General features: G+C 66.3%; 14 protein-coding genes. 7 read left to right on the plus strand and 7 right to left on the minus strand.

Features of this window, described 5'->3' with window-relative positions; all coding sequences use genetic code 11:
* From VFB18_RS02760 to VFB18_RS02775, 4 genes are all read right to left on the minus strand, one after another.
* On the minus strand, positions 1 to 510 hold a 510-nt coding region (locus VFB18_RS02760; RefSeq protein ID WP_324970835.1), incomplete at its 3' end, for an ABC transporter ATP-binding protein.
* Positions 507 to 1,499 (minus strand): HlyD family secretion protein, encoded by a 993-nt coding sequence (locus tag VFB18_RS02765; RefSeq protein WP_324970837.1) that lies wholly within the window; start codon positions 1,497 to 1,499, stop codon positions 507 to 509. The genes VFB18_RS02765 and VFB18_RS02760, both read right to left, overlap by 4 nt.
* Positions 1,496 to 2,185, minus strand: coding sequence for a TetR/AcrR family transcriptional regulator (locus VFB18_RS02770; RefSeq protein ID WP_324970839.1), 690 nt, complete (start codon positions 2,183 to 2,185; stop codon positions 1,496 to 1,498). Before VFB18_RS02770 ends, VFB18_RS02765 begins: the two co-directional genes overlap by 4 nt.
* Positions 2,186 to 2,389: 204 nt before the next feature.
* The gene (locus VFB18_RS02775; RefSeq protein ID WP_324970840.1) at positions 2,390 to 3,346 is read right to left on the minus strand and encodes a tyrosine recombinase XerC; all 957 of its coding nucleotides are present in this window, start codon (positions 3,344 to 3,346) and stop codon (positions 2,390 to 2,392) included.
* 83 nt (positions 3,347 to 3,429) lie between these two features.
* Here VFB18_RS02775 and VFB18_RS02780 point away from each other — a divergent pair, with 83 nt between their 5' ends.
* Positions 3,430 to 5,649: a primosomal protein N' gene (locus VFB18_RS02780; RefSeq protein WP_324970842.1), complete on the plus strand. Its 2,220-nt coding sequence runs from the start codon at positions 3,430 to 3,432 to the stop codon at positions 5,647 to 5,649.
* 197 nt (positions 5,650 to 5,846) lie between these two features.
* Here the strand turns inward: VFB18_RS02780 and VFB18_RS02785 are convergent, their stop codons facing one another.
* The 3 genes from VFB18_RS02785 to VFB18_RS02795 all read right to left on the minus strand — a co-directional run bounded on the left by VFB18_RS02785 (position 5,847) and on the right by VFB18_RS02795 (position 7,977).
* Positions 5,847 to 6,008, minus strand: coding sequence for a hypothetical protein (locus VFB18_RS02785; RefSeq protein ID WP_324970844.1), 162 nt, complete (start codon positions 6,006 to 6,008; stop codon positions 5,847 to 5,849).
* A 659-nt stretch (positions 6,009 to 6,667) separates the two neighbouring features.
* On the minus strand, positions 6,668 to 7,291 hold the full coding sequence (locus VFB18_RS02790; RefSeq protein WP_324970845.1) for a PadR family transcriptional regulator: 624 nt from the start codon (positions 7,289 to 7,291) through the stop codon (positions 6,668 to 6,670).
* A gap of 227 nt (positions 7,292 to 7,518) precedes the next feature.
* Complete coding sequence (locus tag VFB18_RS02795) at positions 7,519 to 7,977, minus strand: DUF4231 domain-containing protein (protein ID WP_324970846.1); 459 nt, start codon at positions 7,975 to 7,977, stop codon at positions 7,519 to 7,521.
* 263 nt (positions 7,978 to 8,240) lie between these two features.
* Between VFB18_RS02795 and VFB18_RS02800 the strand changes: the two genes are divergently transcribed.
* The 6 genes from VFB18_RS02800 to VFB18_RS02825 all read left to right on the plus strand — a co-directional run bounded on the left by VFB18_RS02800 (position 8,241) and on the right by VFB18_RS02825 (position 15,673).
* Positions 8,241 to 8,804 (plus strand): F0F1 ATP synthase subunit delta, encoded by a 564-nt coding sequence (locus tag VFB18_RS02800; RefSeq protein ID WP_324970847.1) that lies wholly within the window; start codon positions 8,241 to 8,243, stop codon positions 8,802 to 8,804.
* A complete protein-coding gene (gene atpA / locus VFB18_RS02805; RefSeq protein ID WP_324970849.1) occupies positions 8,804 to 10,333 on the plus strand; it encodes a F0F1 ATP synthase subunit alpha in 1,530 nt (509 codons plus the stop codon). The genes VFB18_RS02800 and atpA overlap by 1 nt, the downstream gene beginning before the upstream one ends.
* 10 nt (positions 10,334 to 10,343) lie before the next feature.
* Positions 10,344 to 11,231, plus strand: a complete 888-nt coding sequence (locus VFB18_RS02810) for a F0F1 ATP synthase subunit gamma (protein WP_324970851.1) — start codon at positions 10,344 to 10,346, stop codon at positions 11,229 to 11,231.
* 30 nt (positions 11,232 to 11,261) lie between these two features.
* Positions 11,262 to 12,752: a F0F1 ATP synthase subunit beta gene (gene atpD / locus VFB18_RS02815; protein ID WP_324970853.1), complete on the plus strand. Its 1,491-nt coding sequence runs from the start codon at positions 11,262 to 11,264 to the stop codon at positions 12,750 to 12,752.
* Entirely contained in the window at positions 12,752 to 13,159 is a 408-nt protein-coding gene (locus VFB18_RS02820) for a F0F1 ATP synthase subunit epsilon (RefSeq protein ID WP_324970855.1), read from the plus strand. Before atpD ends, VFB18_RS02820 begins: the two co-directional genes overlap by 1 nt.
* 156 nt (positions 13,160 to 13,315) lie before the next feature.
* Complete coding sequence (locus VFB18_RS02825) at positions 13,316 to 15,673, plus strand: efflux RND transporter permease subunit (protein WP_324970857.1); 2,358 nt, start codon at positions 13,316 to 13,318, stop codon at positions 15,671 to 15,673.
* Positions 15,674 to 15,676 lie beyond the last annotated feature (3 nt).

Consider the following 15,676-nt stretch of genomic DNA (forward strand, 5'->3'; position numbering starts at 1 on the left):
CTTGGGATCCACGCCGGCGGTGGGCTCGTCGAGCAGAAGGAGCCTGGGCTTCGGCAGAATGCAGGCGCCGAGCGCCAGCCTCTGCTTCCAGCCGCCGGACAGTTCGCCCGCGAGCTGATCGGCGCGGGTGGTGAGCCCGAGCCTGCCGATCGCTTCGGCCGCGGCGCGGCGCGGGTTGGGCACGCCGTAGACGCGCGCCACGAATTCGAGGTTCTCGCGGATCGAGAGGTCGGCGTAGAGGCTGAAGCGCTGCGTCATGTAACAGACATTGCGCTTGATCTCCGCCGCTTGCGTGAGAATGTCGTAGCCGAGGCAGGTGCCCGAGCCGGAATCCGGCGTGAGCAGCCCGCACAGCATGCGCAGCGTCGTGGTCTTGCCGCTGCCGTTCGGCCCGAGGAAGCCGTAGATCTCCCCCTTCGGCACTTTGAGGCTGAGATTGTGCACCACCACCTTGCCGTCGAAGCTCTTGGTAAGGCCCGAGACGTCGATGGCGATGTCCTTGCCGTTCATCGCCGCACCATCTGCTGGCCGGGCGCGAGCGCGACCGTCACCGGCTGGCCGGCGGTGAGCGAGCCGGCCTCGCCTTCGGGCCGCGCCTCGACGAGAAACACGAGTTTCTCGCGCTGCTCGCGCGAGAAGATCACGGGCGGGGTGAACTCGGCGTCGCGGGCGATGAAGCTGATCTTGGCCTTAAGCCCCGGCGGGCAGCCGTCGCAGGTGACCTCGACCGTCTGACCGGTCTGGAGCTTGGCGCGCACCGGCTCCGGCACGAAGAAGCGCACCTTGAGATTGCGCGGCGGCAGGAGCGCGATCACCGCCTGGCCCGCGTTCACCACCTCTCCGGGCCGGAAATAGACCTCCTCGACCGTGCCCTCCGCGGGCGCGAACACCTTGCGCTTGGCGAGGTTCTTCTCGGCCTCGGCGAGCGCGTGCCGCGCGGCGTCGGCGTTGGCGGCCGCGGCGGCGATCAGATCCGAGCGTCCGGTGAGCCGCGCCGCCGCGATGCGTTTTTCGGCCTCGGCCACCGCCGCCTCGTTGCGGTCGTGCTGGGCGATAGCGTCGTCGAGCGCGGCCTTGGTGGTCCAGCCCTTGTCGTAGAGCGCCTTGGCGCGTTCGAGATTGTTGGTCGAGACCACGAGCATGGCCTTGGCCTCGTCGAGCGCCGCTTCGAGCACCCTGATCTCTTCGGGTCTCTGCACTTCGGCCTTGGCGTCGGCGAGCTGCGCGTCGGCCTGGGTCACCCTGGCCTTGGCCGCCTCGACGGCGGCCTCCTGCTCAGAGCTTTCCAGCGTGAAGACGGGATCGCCGCGGCTGACGCGGTCGCCTTCCTCGACCGAAAGCGTCTCGACGCGCCCGCCCTGCTCGGAGCCCACCAGCACGAGGTCGGCCTCCATGTAGCCCGCGAACTCCTGCTCCTTGTTGGCGGGAAGGGTGAACAGCGCGAGCGCGATGGCGACCGCGCCGAGGCCTGCGACAAGAAGCCAGCCTCTCTGCGTCATGGCGCGCCCCCGCCATCGGTTTGCGCCGCGGCCCCTGGCGCCCTGATCGCATCGAGGAGGAGATCGATATGGGTCGCAAGCAACGCGTCGGTGTCGAGATGATGGTGCCGCTCGAACAGCGTGCGCCAGATCACGGCCATCAGCGCCGGGGCGATGACGAGTTGGGGGAAGTCGCGGAGCGGCGTCGGCTTGAATTCGCCGCGCGCGATGCCGCGGTCGATGAACGCCTGGATCGTCTCGCGCCCCTTGGCGATGACCTGCTCGTAATAGAACTTGGTGAGCTCGGGGTGCTTGGGGCCTTCGGCGATCAGGAGGCGCGCGATCAGCACGCGGCGGGAAGCCACCAGCTCCTGCATGAAGGCGAGGAACGGCCCCTTGAGGAAGGCTTCGCACGACATCTCCGTCGTGAGCATGCGCTCGCGCATGGCATCGAAGATGGGTGAGATGACCGAGCGCACGACCGCCTTGAACAGCTCCTCCTTGGTCTTGAAGTAGAGATAGGGGAGCCCCTTCGACACGCGGGCGCGCGCGGCCACGTCCTCGAGCCTGGTGGCGGCGTAGCCGTGGCTCACGAATTCCTCGAAGGCGGCGGCCACGATCTCCTGCGGCCGCGTATCCTTGCGCTCGCGCTTCCGAGGCGCCGCCTCTCCGTTCCGCTTGCCTGCCGCCCGTTTCGTCTCGGCCATCGCCCTGCCTCGCCCGCTGCCTCAAGCCGGCCTCCTGCCGGCCCTTCGCTTCACCCCACCATATAGTGACTGACCGGTCAGTACCACAGTCGGCGACGGCAAAAACGCTCGGAGTGTCAAAGAATAGCTAACAATGCGGGAAAGCCTTTTGGCGCGCCTTGAGCGATATCAAGCAGGGCTAGGAAGCCAAGCGCCGCAAATGCCTCAGGCGCGCGGGTGGGCGCGTCCGTAGGTCTTGAGCAGATGGGCGCGGTCGACCTCGGTATAGCCCTGCGTGGTCGAGAGGCTCGCGTGGCCGAGCAGCTCCTGGATCGCGCGCAAGTCGGCGCCAGCGCCTAGAAGGTGCGTGGCGAAGGAGTGCCTGAGCGCATGCGGCGTCGCCGTCTCGGGCAGGCCGAGCGCCGCACGCGTGCGCGCGATCTTGAGCTGGATAATGCGCGGCGAGAGCTGCTTGCCGTGCGCACCAACGAACAGCGGGTCGTCGGAGCCGAGCCGCATCGGGCAGAGCGCAAGATAAGCTTCCACCGCCTCGCGCGCGATCGGCAGCACCGGCACGACCCGCGTCTTGCTGCCCTTGCCAGTGACCCTCAGCATGTCGCGGCCCTTGAGCGGTGCATCCTTGCGCTTGAGCGATAGGGCCTCGGAGATGCGGAGCCCCGAGCCGTAGAGGAGCGCAAGCACCGCCGTGTCGCGCGCGACGATCCACTCCGGCTGATCGGGCGCGGCGATGTCGGCGCCGTCCACCAGGGCCGTCGCCTTCTCGGCCGTGAGCGGCTTCGGCACCGAATGCGGGAGCTTCGGCAGGGCAACCGCGCGGATGGCGTCGTTCTTGCCGTAGCCGCGCCGCTCGAGGAACTTGTAGAACATGCGAAGCGCCGACAGCGTGCGCGAGAGGCTCCTGCTCCCCACCCCCTCGTTCCGTCGCGCTGCGAGAAAGCCGCGCACGTCGCGCGCCTGCAGCGCAAGCAACTGCTTCATGTCGGGCAGGCGGTTGAAATGCGTGGCGAGGAAGGCGAGGAACTGGCGGATGTCGCGCTCGTAGGCCTCGGCCGTCTTGGCCGCGAGCTGGCGCTCGGTGCGGATATAGGCGAGCCAAGCCTCGACCGCCTCGCGCACATAAGGCGACCCCATATAACCTGGCGGCGAAGCCTTCTTCTCCAAACCCGGCCCCTCGAAAGCGCCTGAAGCGGCGCGAAGCGCCTACTATGGGTATCTGAGTCGTTAACCCGCCCCTAAGCAAGGACGTGCCTCTGACCCGAGCCGAGACCAAATCGAAGCCCCGCGCCGCGGCGCCTGCGACGGTTCCCGTCATGCTGCCGCTCGCGCTGCCCGGCGCTTACGACTACCTCCCGCCCGACGGGAGGCGCCTCGAGCCCGGCCAGTTCGTCGTCGCGCCGCTCGGGCCCGTCGAATATCTCGCCGTGGTGTGGACGCTGGGAGAAGGCGAGGCCCCGCGCGACATCGAGCGCAAGAAACTCCGCGAGATCGTCGAGGTGATCGACGACGTGCCTAGACTTCCGCGCGTCAATCTCGCCTTCGCCGATTGGGTCGCCAATTACACTCTGTCCTCGCCCGGCATGGTGCTGCGCATGATGATGAGCGCCTCCCGCGCCTTCGATCCGCCCGCGCCCCGCTACGGCGTCCGCCTCGTCGGCTCCCCCCCACAACGCGTCACCCCTGCCCGCGCGCGGGTGATCGAGGCGGCGTCGAATGGCATGATCTGGGTGAAGGCGAGCCTCGCCGAGGCCGCCGGCGTAAGCTCTGGCGTGATCGACGGCCTGATCGACGCGGGCACGCTGATCGCCGAGCCTCTGCCCGATTGGCATGCGCTTCCTCTCGACCTTGCCCGCGAGCGCGCGACGCTCACGCCCGAGCAGAAGGACGCCGCGGGCGAGGTCCTCGCCAATACGAGCGGCGGCTTCGCCGTCACTCTGCTCGACGGCGTCACCGGCTCCGGCAAGACCGAGGTCTATTTCGAGGCGATCGCCCAGGCGCTCGCTAAGGGCAAGCAGGCGCTCGTGCTGATGCCCGAGATCGCGCTGACCGCTCAGTTCATCGCCCGCTGCGAGGAGCGCTTCGGCGCGAGGCCCGCCGAGTGGCATTCGGGCGTTCCCGCCCCGCAGCGCGGCCGCGTCTGGCGCGCGGTCATCGAGAACAAGGCGAAGCTCGTGGTCGGCGCGCGCTCGGCGCTGTTCCTTCCCTTCCCCGATCTCGGCCTCATCGTCGTCGATGAGGAGCACGACGCGGGCTACAAGCAGGAGGAACGCGTTGCCTATCAGGCGCGCGACATGGCGGTGGTGCGCGGGCGACTCGGCGGCTGCCCGGTGGTGCTCAGCTCGGCCACGCCCTCGATCGAGAGTCTCGTCAATGCAAGCCAAGGCCGCTACCGGCATGTCCAGCTGGCCACCCGCTACAAGGCCGATGGACTGCCGGCCCTCACGGCAATCGACATGCGCGCAAACCCGCCCGAGCGGGGCAAATGGCTCTCGCCAGTGCTCGTCGAGGCCATCGCCGAAACCTTGGCGCGCGGCGAGCAGGCGCTCCTCTTCCTCAATCGCCGCGGCTATGCGCCGGTCACGCTGTGCCGGAAATGCGGCTTCAAGTTCGAATGTCCGAACTGCTCGGCTTGGCTCGTCGAGCACAGGTTCCGCCGCCGCCTCGAATGTCACCACTGCGGCACGTTCATTCCGATCCCCGACAAGTGCCCGCATTGCGAGGCGGAGAACGCGCTCGTTCCGTGCGGCCCAGGCGTCGAGCGCATCGCCGAGGAGGTGGCCGAGCGTTTCCCGGAGGCGCGCCGCGTGCTCCTGTCGAGCGATCTCACCCCCAACATCGCCGAGCTTCGCCACACCTTGCGCGAGATCGAGGAGCGCGAGGTCGACATCGTCATCGGCACCCAGCTCGTGGCCAAGAGCCACCACTTTCCTGGGCTTGCCCTCGTCGGCGTGGTGGACGGCGATCTCGGTCTCGCCCAGGCCGATCCGCGCGCGGCCGAGCGCACCTTCCAGCTCTTGAGCCAGGTCACGGGGCGCGCGGGCCGCGAGGCGATCAAAGGCCGCGGCCTGATCCAGACCTATATGCCTGAGCACCCGGTGATCGCGGCGCTCGTTTCTGGCGACCGCGACACCTTCCTCGCCCGCGAGATCGAAGCGAGGCGCGAGGCGCGCATGCCGCCCTTCGGAAGGCTTGCCGCGCTCCTTGTCTCGGCGAGTTCGCGCGAGGCGGCCGAAGGCTACGCCCGTGAGGTCGCCCGCAACGCGCCGGCGGCGGCGAAGATCGAAGTGCTGGGGCCGGCCGAGGCGCCGCTATCGGTGATCCGCGGCCGCCACCGCTTCCGCCTCCTGGTCAAGGCCGCGCGCGAAGCCGACCTGCAAGCCTATTTGCGGCTTTGGCTGTCAGCCGTCCCCAAGGCCAAGGGCGACATCCGCCTCACGGTCGATGTCGATCCGTACAGTTTCCTATAGGCATTCAGATTGAACCCCGTCATTGGCCGGGCTTGGCCCGGTCATCCACGATTTCCCATCGGCGAGTCGCTAAATCGTGGATGCCCGGCACGAGGGCCGGGCATGACGGAGTTCCGGGTCACGCTTGTTCCGCAACCTCCACCCATGTCGTCGCGACAGCGATGAGACTTAGTTTGCTGCAAGCCGAGCGTGCCCGCCTACCCCGCGACCTTGACGAACCACGCCGCGACGTCGGCGAGCGTGTATCCCGCGAGCGCGAGCGCGACGGCGAGAGCGGCGGCGCCCGCGAGAAGGACGAGCGCGACGCTTAGGAGTGCGAGACTCTCGCGGCGAAGGAAATGATCCTGCATTGGGCTCATGAACGCCTCGCAAGAGGCTACATGGCGACGCTCGCCACCAGCATGCCGAGCGTCGCGCCGATCACCAGTCCGATCGCGCAACACCACCATCCCGGCATTTCGTTCCACCAAGACATGCGGCGCTCGCCGAAGTTACGACTCCTGCATAACAACGCGCCTCGCCGCCGATCGCGCCATAAGAATCTCATAAACGGACGAGGACCGCGCCATAAAGGCGGGACGCGGTGCGCTCGGCGCGTTCGTTCCAACCCTCGCCATCAGGTGCTCCGAGGACCTGCGCCTACTCGTCGCCGTGGCACGGGGGTCCGCCGGCCTAGACGGACGAATCACCGACAACAAGGAGGAATCCCATGCCGCGGCTCTTGATCACTGCCGCCGCCGCGCTCGCTTTGTGCCTCGGCGCGATGGCGACCACCGTCACCATCACTGCTGGTGGCGTCACGGTCACAGACACTGCAGATGGCGGTGGTGACGACATTCTGTGCCTGAGAGCCGGAGCATCGCTCCGGACTCTTTCTGAGCCCGTCACGTCGCCTCGCGGCCGTCATGGCCGGGCTTGGCCCGGCCATCCACGATTTCTCCTGGGCGAGTCTGGGAAATCGTGGATGCCCCGGCACGAGAGCCGCGCATGATGGAATTTGGGTTGACCGTCGTTCCGCCTAACTGCCGCGGATGTCGCCCGCGGCGCGGATCAGGATCTCGACGATGCGCGCGTCCGCATCCTCTTCCGTCGCGAGCCGCTTCGCGGCGACGTCGCGCACGTTCTCAAGCGCGGCCATGACGAGCTTCGGCAGCGCGGTCTCCTCTTCGCGCTCTCGCTCCTCGAAGGCACGGCGCCGTCGCGCGAGCTTCCGGCCGATCGCCTCGAGCCGCGCGATCACCATGTCGGCGATGTCGCGATTGTCGTCGAGATGCGTGCGGCCCTCGTCGGTGATGGTGTAGCGCTTCTTGGCGCCTTCGGCTTCGGCGGTGACGTAGCCCGCCTCCTCGAGGAAGGTGAGCGTGGGGTACACCACGCCGGGCGAGGGGCTGTACCAGCCGCCCGTCTTCTCCTCGACCAGCTTGATCAGCTCATACCCGTGGCGCGGGCGCTCGGCGATGAGCGCGAGCGCGAGCAGCTTGAGGTCGCCCTGCGCCAGCATGCGGCCGACGCGGAACCAGTCGCTGCCGCCGCCCTCCGGCCCCGGACCCCAACCGGGGCCCCTGCCGCCGCCGAAGCGGCCGAACCGCCGCGCCGCCCACCGCTCGCGGCAGCCCTCGCCGTGATGTCTCATTCCATGCATGTGATGATCTCCTCTCATAGTAAGATATATCGAACGATAATACGTGAGCGAGGATATCGCAAGATATATCTTAAGTAGCGGCGGCCGTCCGGAGGTCTAGCCGATGCCCCGGCGAAACGCGGGACGTGCCGGCCGCTCGTCGAGTGGCGATTGCGCGGCAATGCGTGGCAATTGCCGGATGATTGCCGGGCAATCGCCGGCGTTTTTGACCGGGGATAAGGCGGGGGCTATTCGCCCGCGTGGTCGTGGACCTTCTCGCGTGCGACCGACACCCATTTCGAGTGCTCGGCTGAGGCGAGCGCGCCGACCCGCTCGGCCAGGACGCGGTGCGCCTCATCGGCCGGAAGCTTGGCGTAGGGGCCCGCCCTCTCGTTGTAGAGATGCTGCTCGTTGCGCAAGCCCTCGCAGGTCGAGCGGTAGAGAATCCAGTTTTCCTGCCATTTGTTGAGCTGTTGCATGCTCTCGAGCAGGAGGATCAGCCCGGCCGCGATGATCACCGACATGGCCGAGAACTCGGCGACGATCGGGATGACCACGGCGCACAGCACAATCGCGATCTTGGAGGCCTTGTAGTAGCGCTGGTTCGCCTTGGCCTTGGCGTCGTACCAGTCGATCTGGCTCTGCAGCCGGTCCCAGAGCGGCGGAAGCTTCCCGGCCGGAGCCTGCTCGGTCTTCTTGGTCGCCATCTCCCCTCCGGCTCCTTTCACAAAGCCCCCGGCGCTGCTGGCTTACATCGGCCAAAAGCGCGCCGCAAAGCCCAATTCTTGAGCGAACTTCGCCCTTGTCGAGGTTGCACCCCCTCACCCTCTATGTTACAGCCTGCCCGGGCTTCCAGGGGACCGTTTGGCAGGGGCTTCAACCTGTTGACGTGGGAGCACCACTCCCAGAATTTCTCGGCTCCGGGGACGGCTGCTCAAAATAGCGCCCGTTCGGGAGGAAAGGCGTTCAGGTGGCAAGTAGCGAAGTCGATACGAGTTCTGGGGTCGCGGGGCGTTATGCCACCGCCTTGTTCGAGCTTGCCAAGGAGGAGAAGGCGCTCGACCAGGTGGCCGCCGATCTTGCCCGCTTCAGCGAGACGCTCGATGCCTTCGAGGACCTGCGCCGGCTGGTGCGGAGCCCTGTTTTCTCCGCCGAGGAGCAGGGCCGTGCGCTCGAGGCCATCCTCGAGAAGATCAAGATCGAGGGGCTGACGCGCAACTTCCTGCTGCTCGCCGCCAAGAACCGGCGCTTGTTCGCCACCCCCGACATGATCCGCGCCTTCCGCACCATGCTCGCCCGCGAGCACGGCGAGACGACAGCCACCATTACGTCCGCCGCCAAACTGACAGAGACCCAGATTACCGCGCTGAAACAGGCGCTTAAGGCCGCGCTTCACAAAGAGGTCATGCTCGACGAAAAGGTCGATCCCGCGCTCATCGGCGGGCTTGTCGTCAAGGTGGGCAGCCGCATGGTCGACACCTCGCTGCGCACCAGGCTCAATTCGCTCAAAGTTGCCATGAAAGAGGTTGGCTGATGGATATCAGGGCCGCAGAAATCTCCGCGATCCTCAAGGAGCAGATCAAGAATTTCGGGCAGGAAGCCGAGGTCGCCGAGATCGGCCAAGTGCTTTCGGTCGGCGACGGCATCGCCCGCGTTTATGGCCTCGACAAGGTGCAGGCCGGCGAGATGGTCGAGTTCGCCGACGGCACGCGCGGCATGGGGCTCAACCTCGAGGTCGACAATGTGGGCGTCGTGATCTTTGGCGAAGACCGCCACATCAAGGAAGGCGATACGGTGAAGCGCACCGGCGCCATCGTCGAGGTGCCGGTGGGCAGGGCGCTGCTCGGCCGCGTGGTCGACGCCCTCGGCAATCCGATCGACGGCAAGGGGCCGATCGAGGCGACCGAGAAGCGGCGCGTCGACGTCAAGGCCCCGGGCATCATTCCCCGCCAGTCGGTGCACGAGCCGATGCAGACGGGCCTCAAGGCCATTGATGCCCTCATCCCCATCGGCCGCGGCCAGCGCGAGCTCATCATCGGCGACCGCCAGACCGGCAAGACCGCCATCATCCTCGACACCATTCTCAATCAGAAGTCGGTCAACGCGCTCGGCGACGACAAGAAGAGCCTCTACTGCATCTATGTCGCCGTTGGCCAGAAGCGCTCGACCGTCGCCCAGTTCGTGAAGGTGCTCGAGGACAACGGCGCGCTGCCCTATTCGATCGTGGTCGCCGCCACTGCCTCCGACCCAGCGCCGATGCAATATCTCGCGCCGTTCGCCGGCTGCGCCATGGGCGAGTTCTTCCGCGACAACGGCATGCACGCGCTCGTCACCTACGACGATCTTTCCAAGCAGGCGGTTGCCTATCGCCAGATGTCGCTCCTGCTTCGCCGCCCGCCGGGACGCGAGGCCTATCCGGGCGACGTGTTCTATCTCCATTCGCGGCTCCTCGAGCGCGCGGCGAAACTCAACAAGGACAACGGCTCTGGCTCGCTCACCGCCCTTCCCGTGATCGAGACACAGGCGAACGACGTGTCGGCCTATATCCCCACCAACGTTATCTCCATCACCGACGGACAGATCTTCCTCGAGACCGACCTGTTCTATCAGGGCATTCGCCCGGCGGTGAACGTCGGCCTCTCCGTGTCGCGCGTGGGCTCCGCCGCGCAGGTCAAGGCGATGAAACAGGTCGCGGGCAAGATCAAGGGCGAGCTTGCCCAATATCGCGAGATGGCGGCCTTCGCTCAGTTCGGCTCCGACCTCGACGCCACCACCCAGCGTCTCCTGAACCGCGGCGCGCGGCTCACCGAGCTTCTGAAGCAGCCGCAATTCTCGCCGCTCAAGGTCGAGGAGCAGGTGGTCGTCATCTATGCCGGCGTGAACGGTTATCTCGATCCGCTTCCTGTCTCGTCCGTGCAGCGCTTCGAGGCCGAGCTACTCCGCAATATGCGCGCAGAGCACGCCGATATTCTGACCGCGATCCGCGACCAGAAGGAAATCTCCAAGGAGACCGGAGACAAGCTCAAGGCCGCGGTCGACAAATTCGCCAAGGCCTTCGCGTAGTACAAGAGCCATGCCGTCGCTAAAGGACCTGCGCAACCGCATCGCCTCGGTCAAGGCGACGCAGAAGATCACCAAGGCCATGCAGATGGTGGCCGCGGCGAAGCTTAGGCGCGCGCAGAGCGCGGCCGAGGCCGCCCGGCCCTATGCCTCGCGCATGGAGTCGGTGCTCGCCAATCTCGCCATGGCCCTGAAGGGGCGCGAAGGCGGCTCGCCTTTGATGGTTGGCACCGGCAAGGACCAAGTCCATCTCCTTGTGGTCTGCACAGGAGAGCGCGGGCTTGCGGGCGCCTTCAACTCGGCCATCGTTCGGCTCGCGCGCGATCATGTGAACCGGCTGCTCGCCGAGGGCAAACAGGTCAAGATCCTGTGCGTCGGCCGAAAGGGCTTCGATCAGCTGAAACGCAGCTTCGCCCCGCTCATCATCGACACGATCGAGTTCCGCGGCGTGCGCCAGATTACGTTCGAGCATGCCGAGAAAGTCGCCGCGAAGGTGCTCGCGTTGTTCGCCGAGGGCGCCTTCGACGTCGCCACGCTGTTCTATTCCCGGTTCCGCTCGGTGATCAGCCAGGTGCCGACGGCGCAGCAGATCATCCCGGCATCGATCTCCGAGGAGGCGCCCGCCGCCGAAGCGGCGCTCGGCGGCGCGGTGTACGAATACGAGCCAGACGAAGCCGAGATCCTGCGCGATCTCCTTCCGCTCCACATCGCCGTGCAGGTGTTCAAGGCGCTACTCGAGAACGTCGCCTCGTTCTACGGCGCGCAGATGACGGCGATGGACAACGCCACCCGCAACGCCGGCGACATGATCGGCCGGCTGACGCTTCGTTATAACCGCACCCGCCAAGCCATGATTACCAAGGAGCTGATCGAGATCATCTCCGGCGCCGAGGCGGTCTAGTCACTTGAAAGAGACACCGAGGAACGAAAAATGGCAAAGAAGTCGCCCGTGATCGCCGAGACCAGGAAGCAGCAGGAGAAGGTCGCGGCCTATGAAGGTCCCAGGGGCCATGTTCGCCAGGTGATGGGGGCCGTCGTCGACGTGCAGTTCGACGAGAACCTGCCCGAGATCCTTAACGCGCTCGAGACCGACAACCAGGGCAACCGGCTTGTGCTCGAAGTCGCTCAGCATCTCGGTGAGAACACCGTGCGCACCGTGGCCATGGACTCGACCGAGGGCCTGGTGCGCGGCCAGGAGGTGGTGGACACCGGCAAGCCGATTGCCGTTCCCGTCGGCGACGAGACGCTCGGCCGCATCATGAACGTGGTGGGCGAGGCGGTCGACGAGGCGGGTCCGATCAAGACCGCCGAGAAGCGGCCGATCCACGCGCCCGCTCCCTCCTATGTCGATCAGTCGACCGAGGCGGAAATTCTCGTCACCGGCATCAAGGTTGTCGATCTGCTCGCGCCTTACGCCAAGGGCGGCAAGATCGGCCTGTTCGGCGGCGCGGGCGTGGGCAAAACCGTGCTGATCATGGAGCTGATCAACAACGTCGCCAAGGCGCATGGCGGCTATTCGGTGTTCGCCGGCGTCGGCGAGCGCACCCGCGAGGGCAACGACCTCTATCACGAGATGATCGAGTCCGGCGTGAACAAGGACCCGCGCAAGGGTTCGGTGCAGGGCTCGAAATGCGCGCTCGTGTACGGCCAGATGAACGAACCGCCGGGGGCCCGCGCCCGCGTCGGCCTATCGGGCCTCACCGTCGCCGAATATTTCCGCGACCAGGGCCAGGATGTGCTGTTCTTCGTCGACAACATCTTCCGCTTCACCCAGGCGGGCTCCGAGGTTTCGGCGCTTCTCGGCCGCATTCCCTCTGCCGTCGGCTACCAGCCGACGCTTGCTACCGACATGGGCGCGCTGCAAGAGCGGATCACCACCACGCAGAAGGGCTCGATCACTTCGGTGCAGGCGATCTACGTGCCGGCCGACGATTTGACCGACCCGGCGCCCGCCACCTCCTTCGCCCATCTCGACGCCACCACCGTGCTGTCGCGCTCAATCGCCGAGAAGGGCATCTACCCCGCCGTGGACCCGCTCGATTCCACCTCGCGCATGCTCTCGCCGCTCGTCGTCGGCGAGGAGCATTACCAGGTGGCCCGCCGCGTGCAGCAGATCCTCCAACGCTACAAGGCGCTCCAGGACATCATCGCCATTCTCGGCATGGACGAGCTGTCGGAAGAGGACAAGGTGACGGTCGCGCGCGCGCGCAAGATCGAGCGCTTCCTCTCCCAGCCCTTCCACGTGGCCGAGGTGTTCACTGGCTCGCCCGGCGTGTTCGTCGAATTGGCCGACACGATCAAGGGCTTCAAGGGCCTGTGCGACGGCGAGTACGACCATCTGCCTGAGGCCAGCTTCTACATGGTGGGCACCATCGAGGAAGCTGTTGCCAAAGCCGAGAAGCTTGCCGCCGAGGCCGCGTGATGCCTGACGCATTCAAATTCGAGCTGGTGTCGCCCGAGCGGCTTCTCGTCTCGGCCGAGGTCGAGCAGGTCGTCGTCCCGGGCTCCGAGGGCGAGATGACCGTGCTTGCCCATCATGCGCCGGTGCTGACGACGCTCAGGCCCGGGCTGCTCGACATCGGCTTCCCCGGCGGCGGGGAGCATCAACGCTATTTCGTGCGCGGCGGGTTTGCCGAAATCTCGCCCGCGGGCCTCACCGTTCTCGCGGAGACGGCAGTCAATCTGCTCGAGCTCGATGCCGCTCAGCTGGCCCAGGCGGTCAAGGATGCCGAGGAGGACGTGGCCGATGCGACCGAGGATGCCGCGCGCGACCGCGCCCAGACCAAGCTCGACCACCTCCGCCAAGTCCAGGCCGCCCTCAACCTCTAGAAGCCCCGCGGAACGCCTCTCCTTAGAGTAACGGATGCAGCACTCTGCCACATCCCGTTAGGGCCGCGGCACGAGTCGCGCTATAAGGAAGCCCAACGATAAGGGCCCCTTTTGGGGGTTCGCTTCGTCCTCGGGGGAGGGGGCGGGCAGAGGGCGATGCAACAAAGGACCGAACCGAAACGGGTGCGTTCGCTGAGCTTCGGCATCGAGCGGCTTGGCCTGACCGCGCTCCGCTATCCCCTGATCGCCGCCGTGCTCGTCATCGCCGTCACCATCGCCGCCGGCTTCGGCTACTCGCGGCTCAAGGTGGACGATTCACTGTCGGAGCTGTTCCGCACCGACACGCCGGAATTCCGCGACTACGAGACCATCTCCGAACGCTTTCCCTCGAGTGAATACGACGTCTTGATCGTGGTCAGCGGCGACAATCTGCTCGAGCGCAAATCGATCGATGCGCTCCGCAACCTTATCATCAACCTCCAGTTCGTCGACGGCATGGCGGGCGAGGTGTCGCTCTTTTCCGCCCGCGAGGCGCCTGAGCCGGGCAAGATTCCCGGCCCGGTGTTCCCCGCCGAGCTGCCCAGGGGCGACGCCTACAAGGCGCTCATCGACAAGGTCCGCAACAACGAGATCATCAAGGGCAAGCTCCTTTCCGATGACGGCACGCTGACCCTCGTCTTGCTCGCCCTCGACCGGAAGGTGGTCGAGGAGAAGGGATTGGGGTCGGTGGTCCAGCAGATCCACGACACGGCCGCGGAGGAGCTCAAGGATACCGGGCTTAAGATGCAGCTCTCGGGCGCGCCCGTCATGCAGCTCGAGATCAGGAACGCGGTCGAGCGCGACCGCTTCAAGTACAATGTGCTCGGCTTCGTGTTCGGCGCGATCATCGCCTACGCCTTCTTCCGCCGCGTCTCGCTCATGGTGATCGCGGCGCTGCCTCCCGTCATCGCCATCGTCTGGTCCCTCGGGCTGTTCGGCTGGCTCGGCTTCAAGCTCAACCTGTTCTTGAACGTCATGATCCCGCTGATCATGGTGCTCGGCTTTTCCGACTCGATGCAGCTCACCGTTGCCATGCGCAACCGGCTGGTCGACGGCGACCGCCGCATCAAATCTGCGCGCTACGCGGTGCTCGTCGTAGGCCCGGCTTGCGTGCTTGCCACGGCCACCGCGGCGGCATCGTTCATTGCCCTGCTGTTCTCGGATTCGGCGCTGATCCGCACCTTCGGCATCGCCGGCGCGCTCTCGACCGCGATCGCCTTCGTCGTCGGCATCACGCTCGTGCCGCTGCTCACGCGCACGCTGATCCCACGCAACGCGAAAGCCTATGCCGCAAATCTCAAGAAGCACGACAAAGCGATGAATGCGCTGAAACGCTTCTGCGGCTGGGTGGCCGAATGGAGCGTGCGCTACCCGCGCACGGTCGTCGCGCTCGGGCTTCTCGTCGTGGTGGGCTTCGGCGTGATCTACATGGAGCTCCCGCCGCGCTATCGCCTCGCCGATCAGGTCCCCGACCGCGAGCAGGCGGTCGCCGCGAGCGAGCAGCTCGACGCCAAGCTCACCGGCGCCAATCCGCTGCACGTCATGATCGATTATCCCAAGGGCAAGACGCTTTACGATCCGGACGTGCTCAAGGTGATCGGCGACGTTCATGCGATCGTCGAGACGCAATCGGGCGTCGGCAACGTGTGGTCGATCGAGACGCTGCGCCGCTGGCTCGCCAAGACGCAAGAAGACACGCCCGAGCGGCTCAAGGAATACGTCTCGATCCTGCCCGACTATCTGACCAAGCGCTTCATCGACGAGGCCGACAATTCGGTCGTCGTCACCGGCCGCATCCCCGATATCGACGTCAGCAACTTGCTGCCCGTGATCGAGAAGCTCGACGGCAAGCTCAACGTCGTGCGCGACGCCCATCCCGACTATCGCATCGTCGTGACCGGGCTTTCGGCGATCGCCGCGCGCAACAGCGCAACCATGATCGGCAAGCTGAATGCCGGGCTGACTACCGAGATCGTGTTTATCTGCATCTTCTTGGGGCTTGCCTTCCGCTCGGTGATGGTGGCATTCGTCACCGTGCTGCCGACCCTGTTCCCGGTTTTCACCGCGGGCGTGGTGCTCGCCGCCTCCGGCGAAGGCCTGCAATTCGCCAGCATCGTCGCGCTGATCGTGGCCTTCGGCCTCTCGCTCAACGCCGCGGTTCACTATCTCAACCGTCTGCGGCTCGAGGACCGCCCCGGCGAGGACCCCGCTATCGGAGTCGAGCGCGCCACCATCCTGATCGGGCCCGCGCTCGTCTTGACCTCGCTGATTCTCGCCTTCGGCCTGGGCGTCACGGTCCTGTCAGACCTGCCGTCGCTTCGCCTGTTCGGCAAGCTTTCGGCGTTGACGCTGACGGCGGCCTTGATCGGCGACCTCGTGCTCTTGCCGGCGAGCGTGCTGCTCTATCGCCGCTTCATGCGGCGGCTCCGCCCCGCCCCTCAGGCCAAGCAGCCCCATGTCCGGGCGCGTGGCTGATCG

The organism is Methyloceanibacter sp. (assembly GCF_035650995.1).
Lineage (GTDB): Bacteria > Pseudomonadota > Alphaproteobacteria > Rhizobiales > Methyloligellaceae > Methyloceanibacter.

Bases quoted from the DNA above. Each gene is read 5' to 3' on its own strand.
- VFB18_RS02810 (WP_324970851.1), top strand. From the start codon at position 10,344: ATGCCGTCGCTAAAGGACCTGCGCAACCGCATCGCCTCGGTCAAGGCG.
- atpD (WP_324970853.1), top strand. From the start codon at position 11,262: ATGGCAAAGAAGTCGCCCGTGATCGCCGAGACCAGGAAGCAGCAGGAG.
- VFB18_RS02825 (WP_324970857.1), top strand. From the start codon at position 13,316: ATGCAACAAAGGACCGAACCGAAACGGGTGCGTTCGCTGAGCTTCGGC.
- VFB18_RS02790 (WP_324970845.1), bottom strand. From the start codon at position 7,291: ATGCATGGAATGAGACATCACGGCGAGGGCTGCCGCGAGCGGTGGGCG.
- VFB18_RS02820 (WP_324970855.1), top strand. From the start codon at position 12,752: ATGCCTGACGCATTCAAATTCGAGCTGGTGTCGCCCGAGCGGCTTCTC.
- VFB18_RS02770 (WP_324970839.1), bottom strand. From the start codon at position 2,185: ATGGCCGAGACGAAACGGGCGGCAGGCAAGCGGAACGGAGAGGCGGCG.
- VFB18_RS02795 (WP_324970846.1), bottom strand. From the start codon at position 7,977: ATGGCGACCAAGAAGACCGAGCAGGCTCCGGCCGGGAAGCTTCCGCCG.
- atpA (WP_324970849.1), top strand. From the start codon at position 8,804: ATGGATATCAGGGCCGCAGAAATCTCCGCGATCCTCAAGGAGCAGATC.
- VFB18_RS02785 (WP_324970844.1), bottom strand. From the start codon at position 6,008: ATGAGCCCAATGCAGGATCATTTCCTTCGCCGCGAGAGTCTCGCACTC.
- VFB18_RS02765 (WP_324970837.1), bottom strand. From the start codon at position 1,499: ATGACGCAGAGAGGCTGGCTTCTTGTCGCAGGCCTCGGCGCGGTCGCC.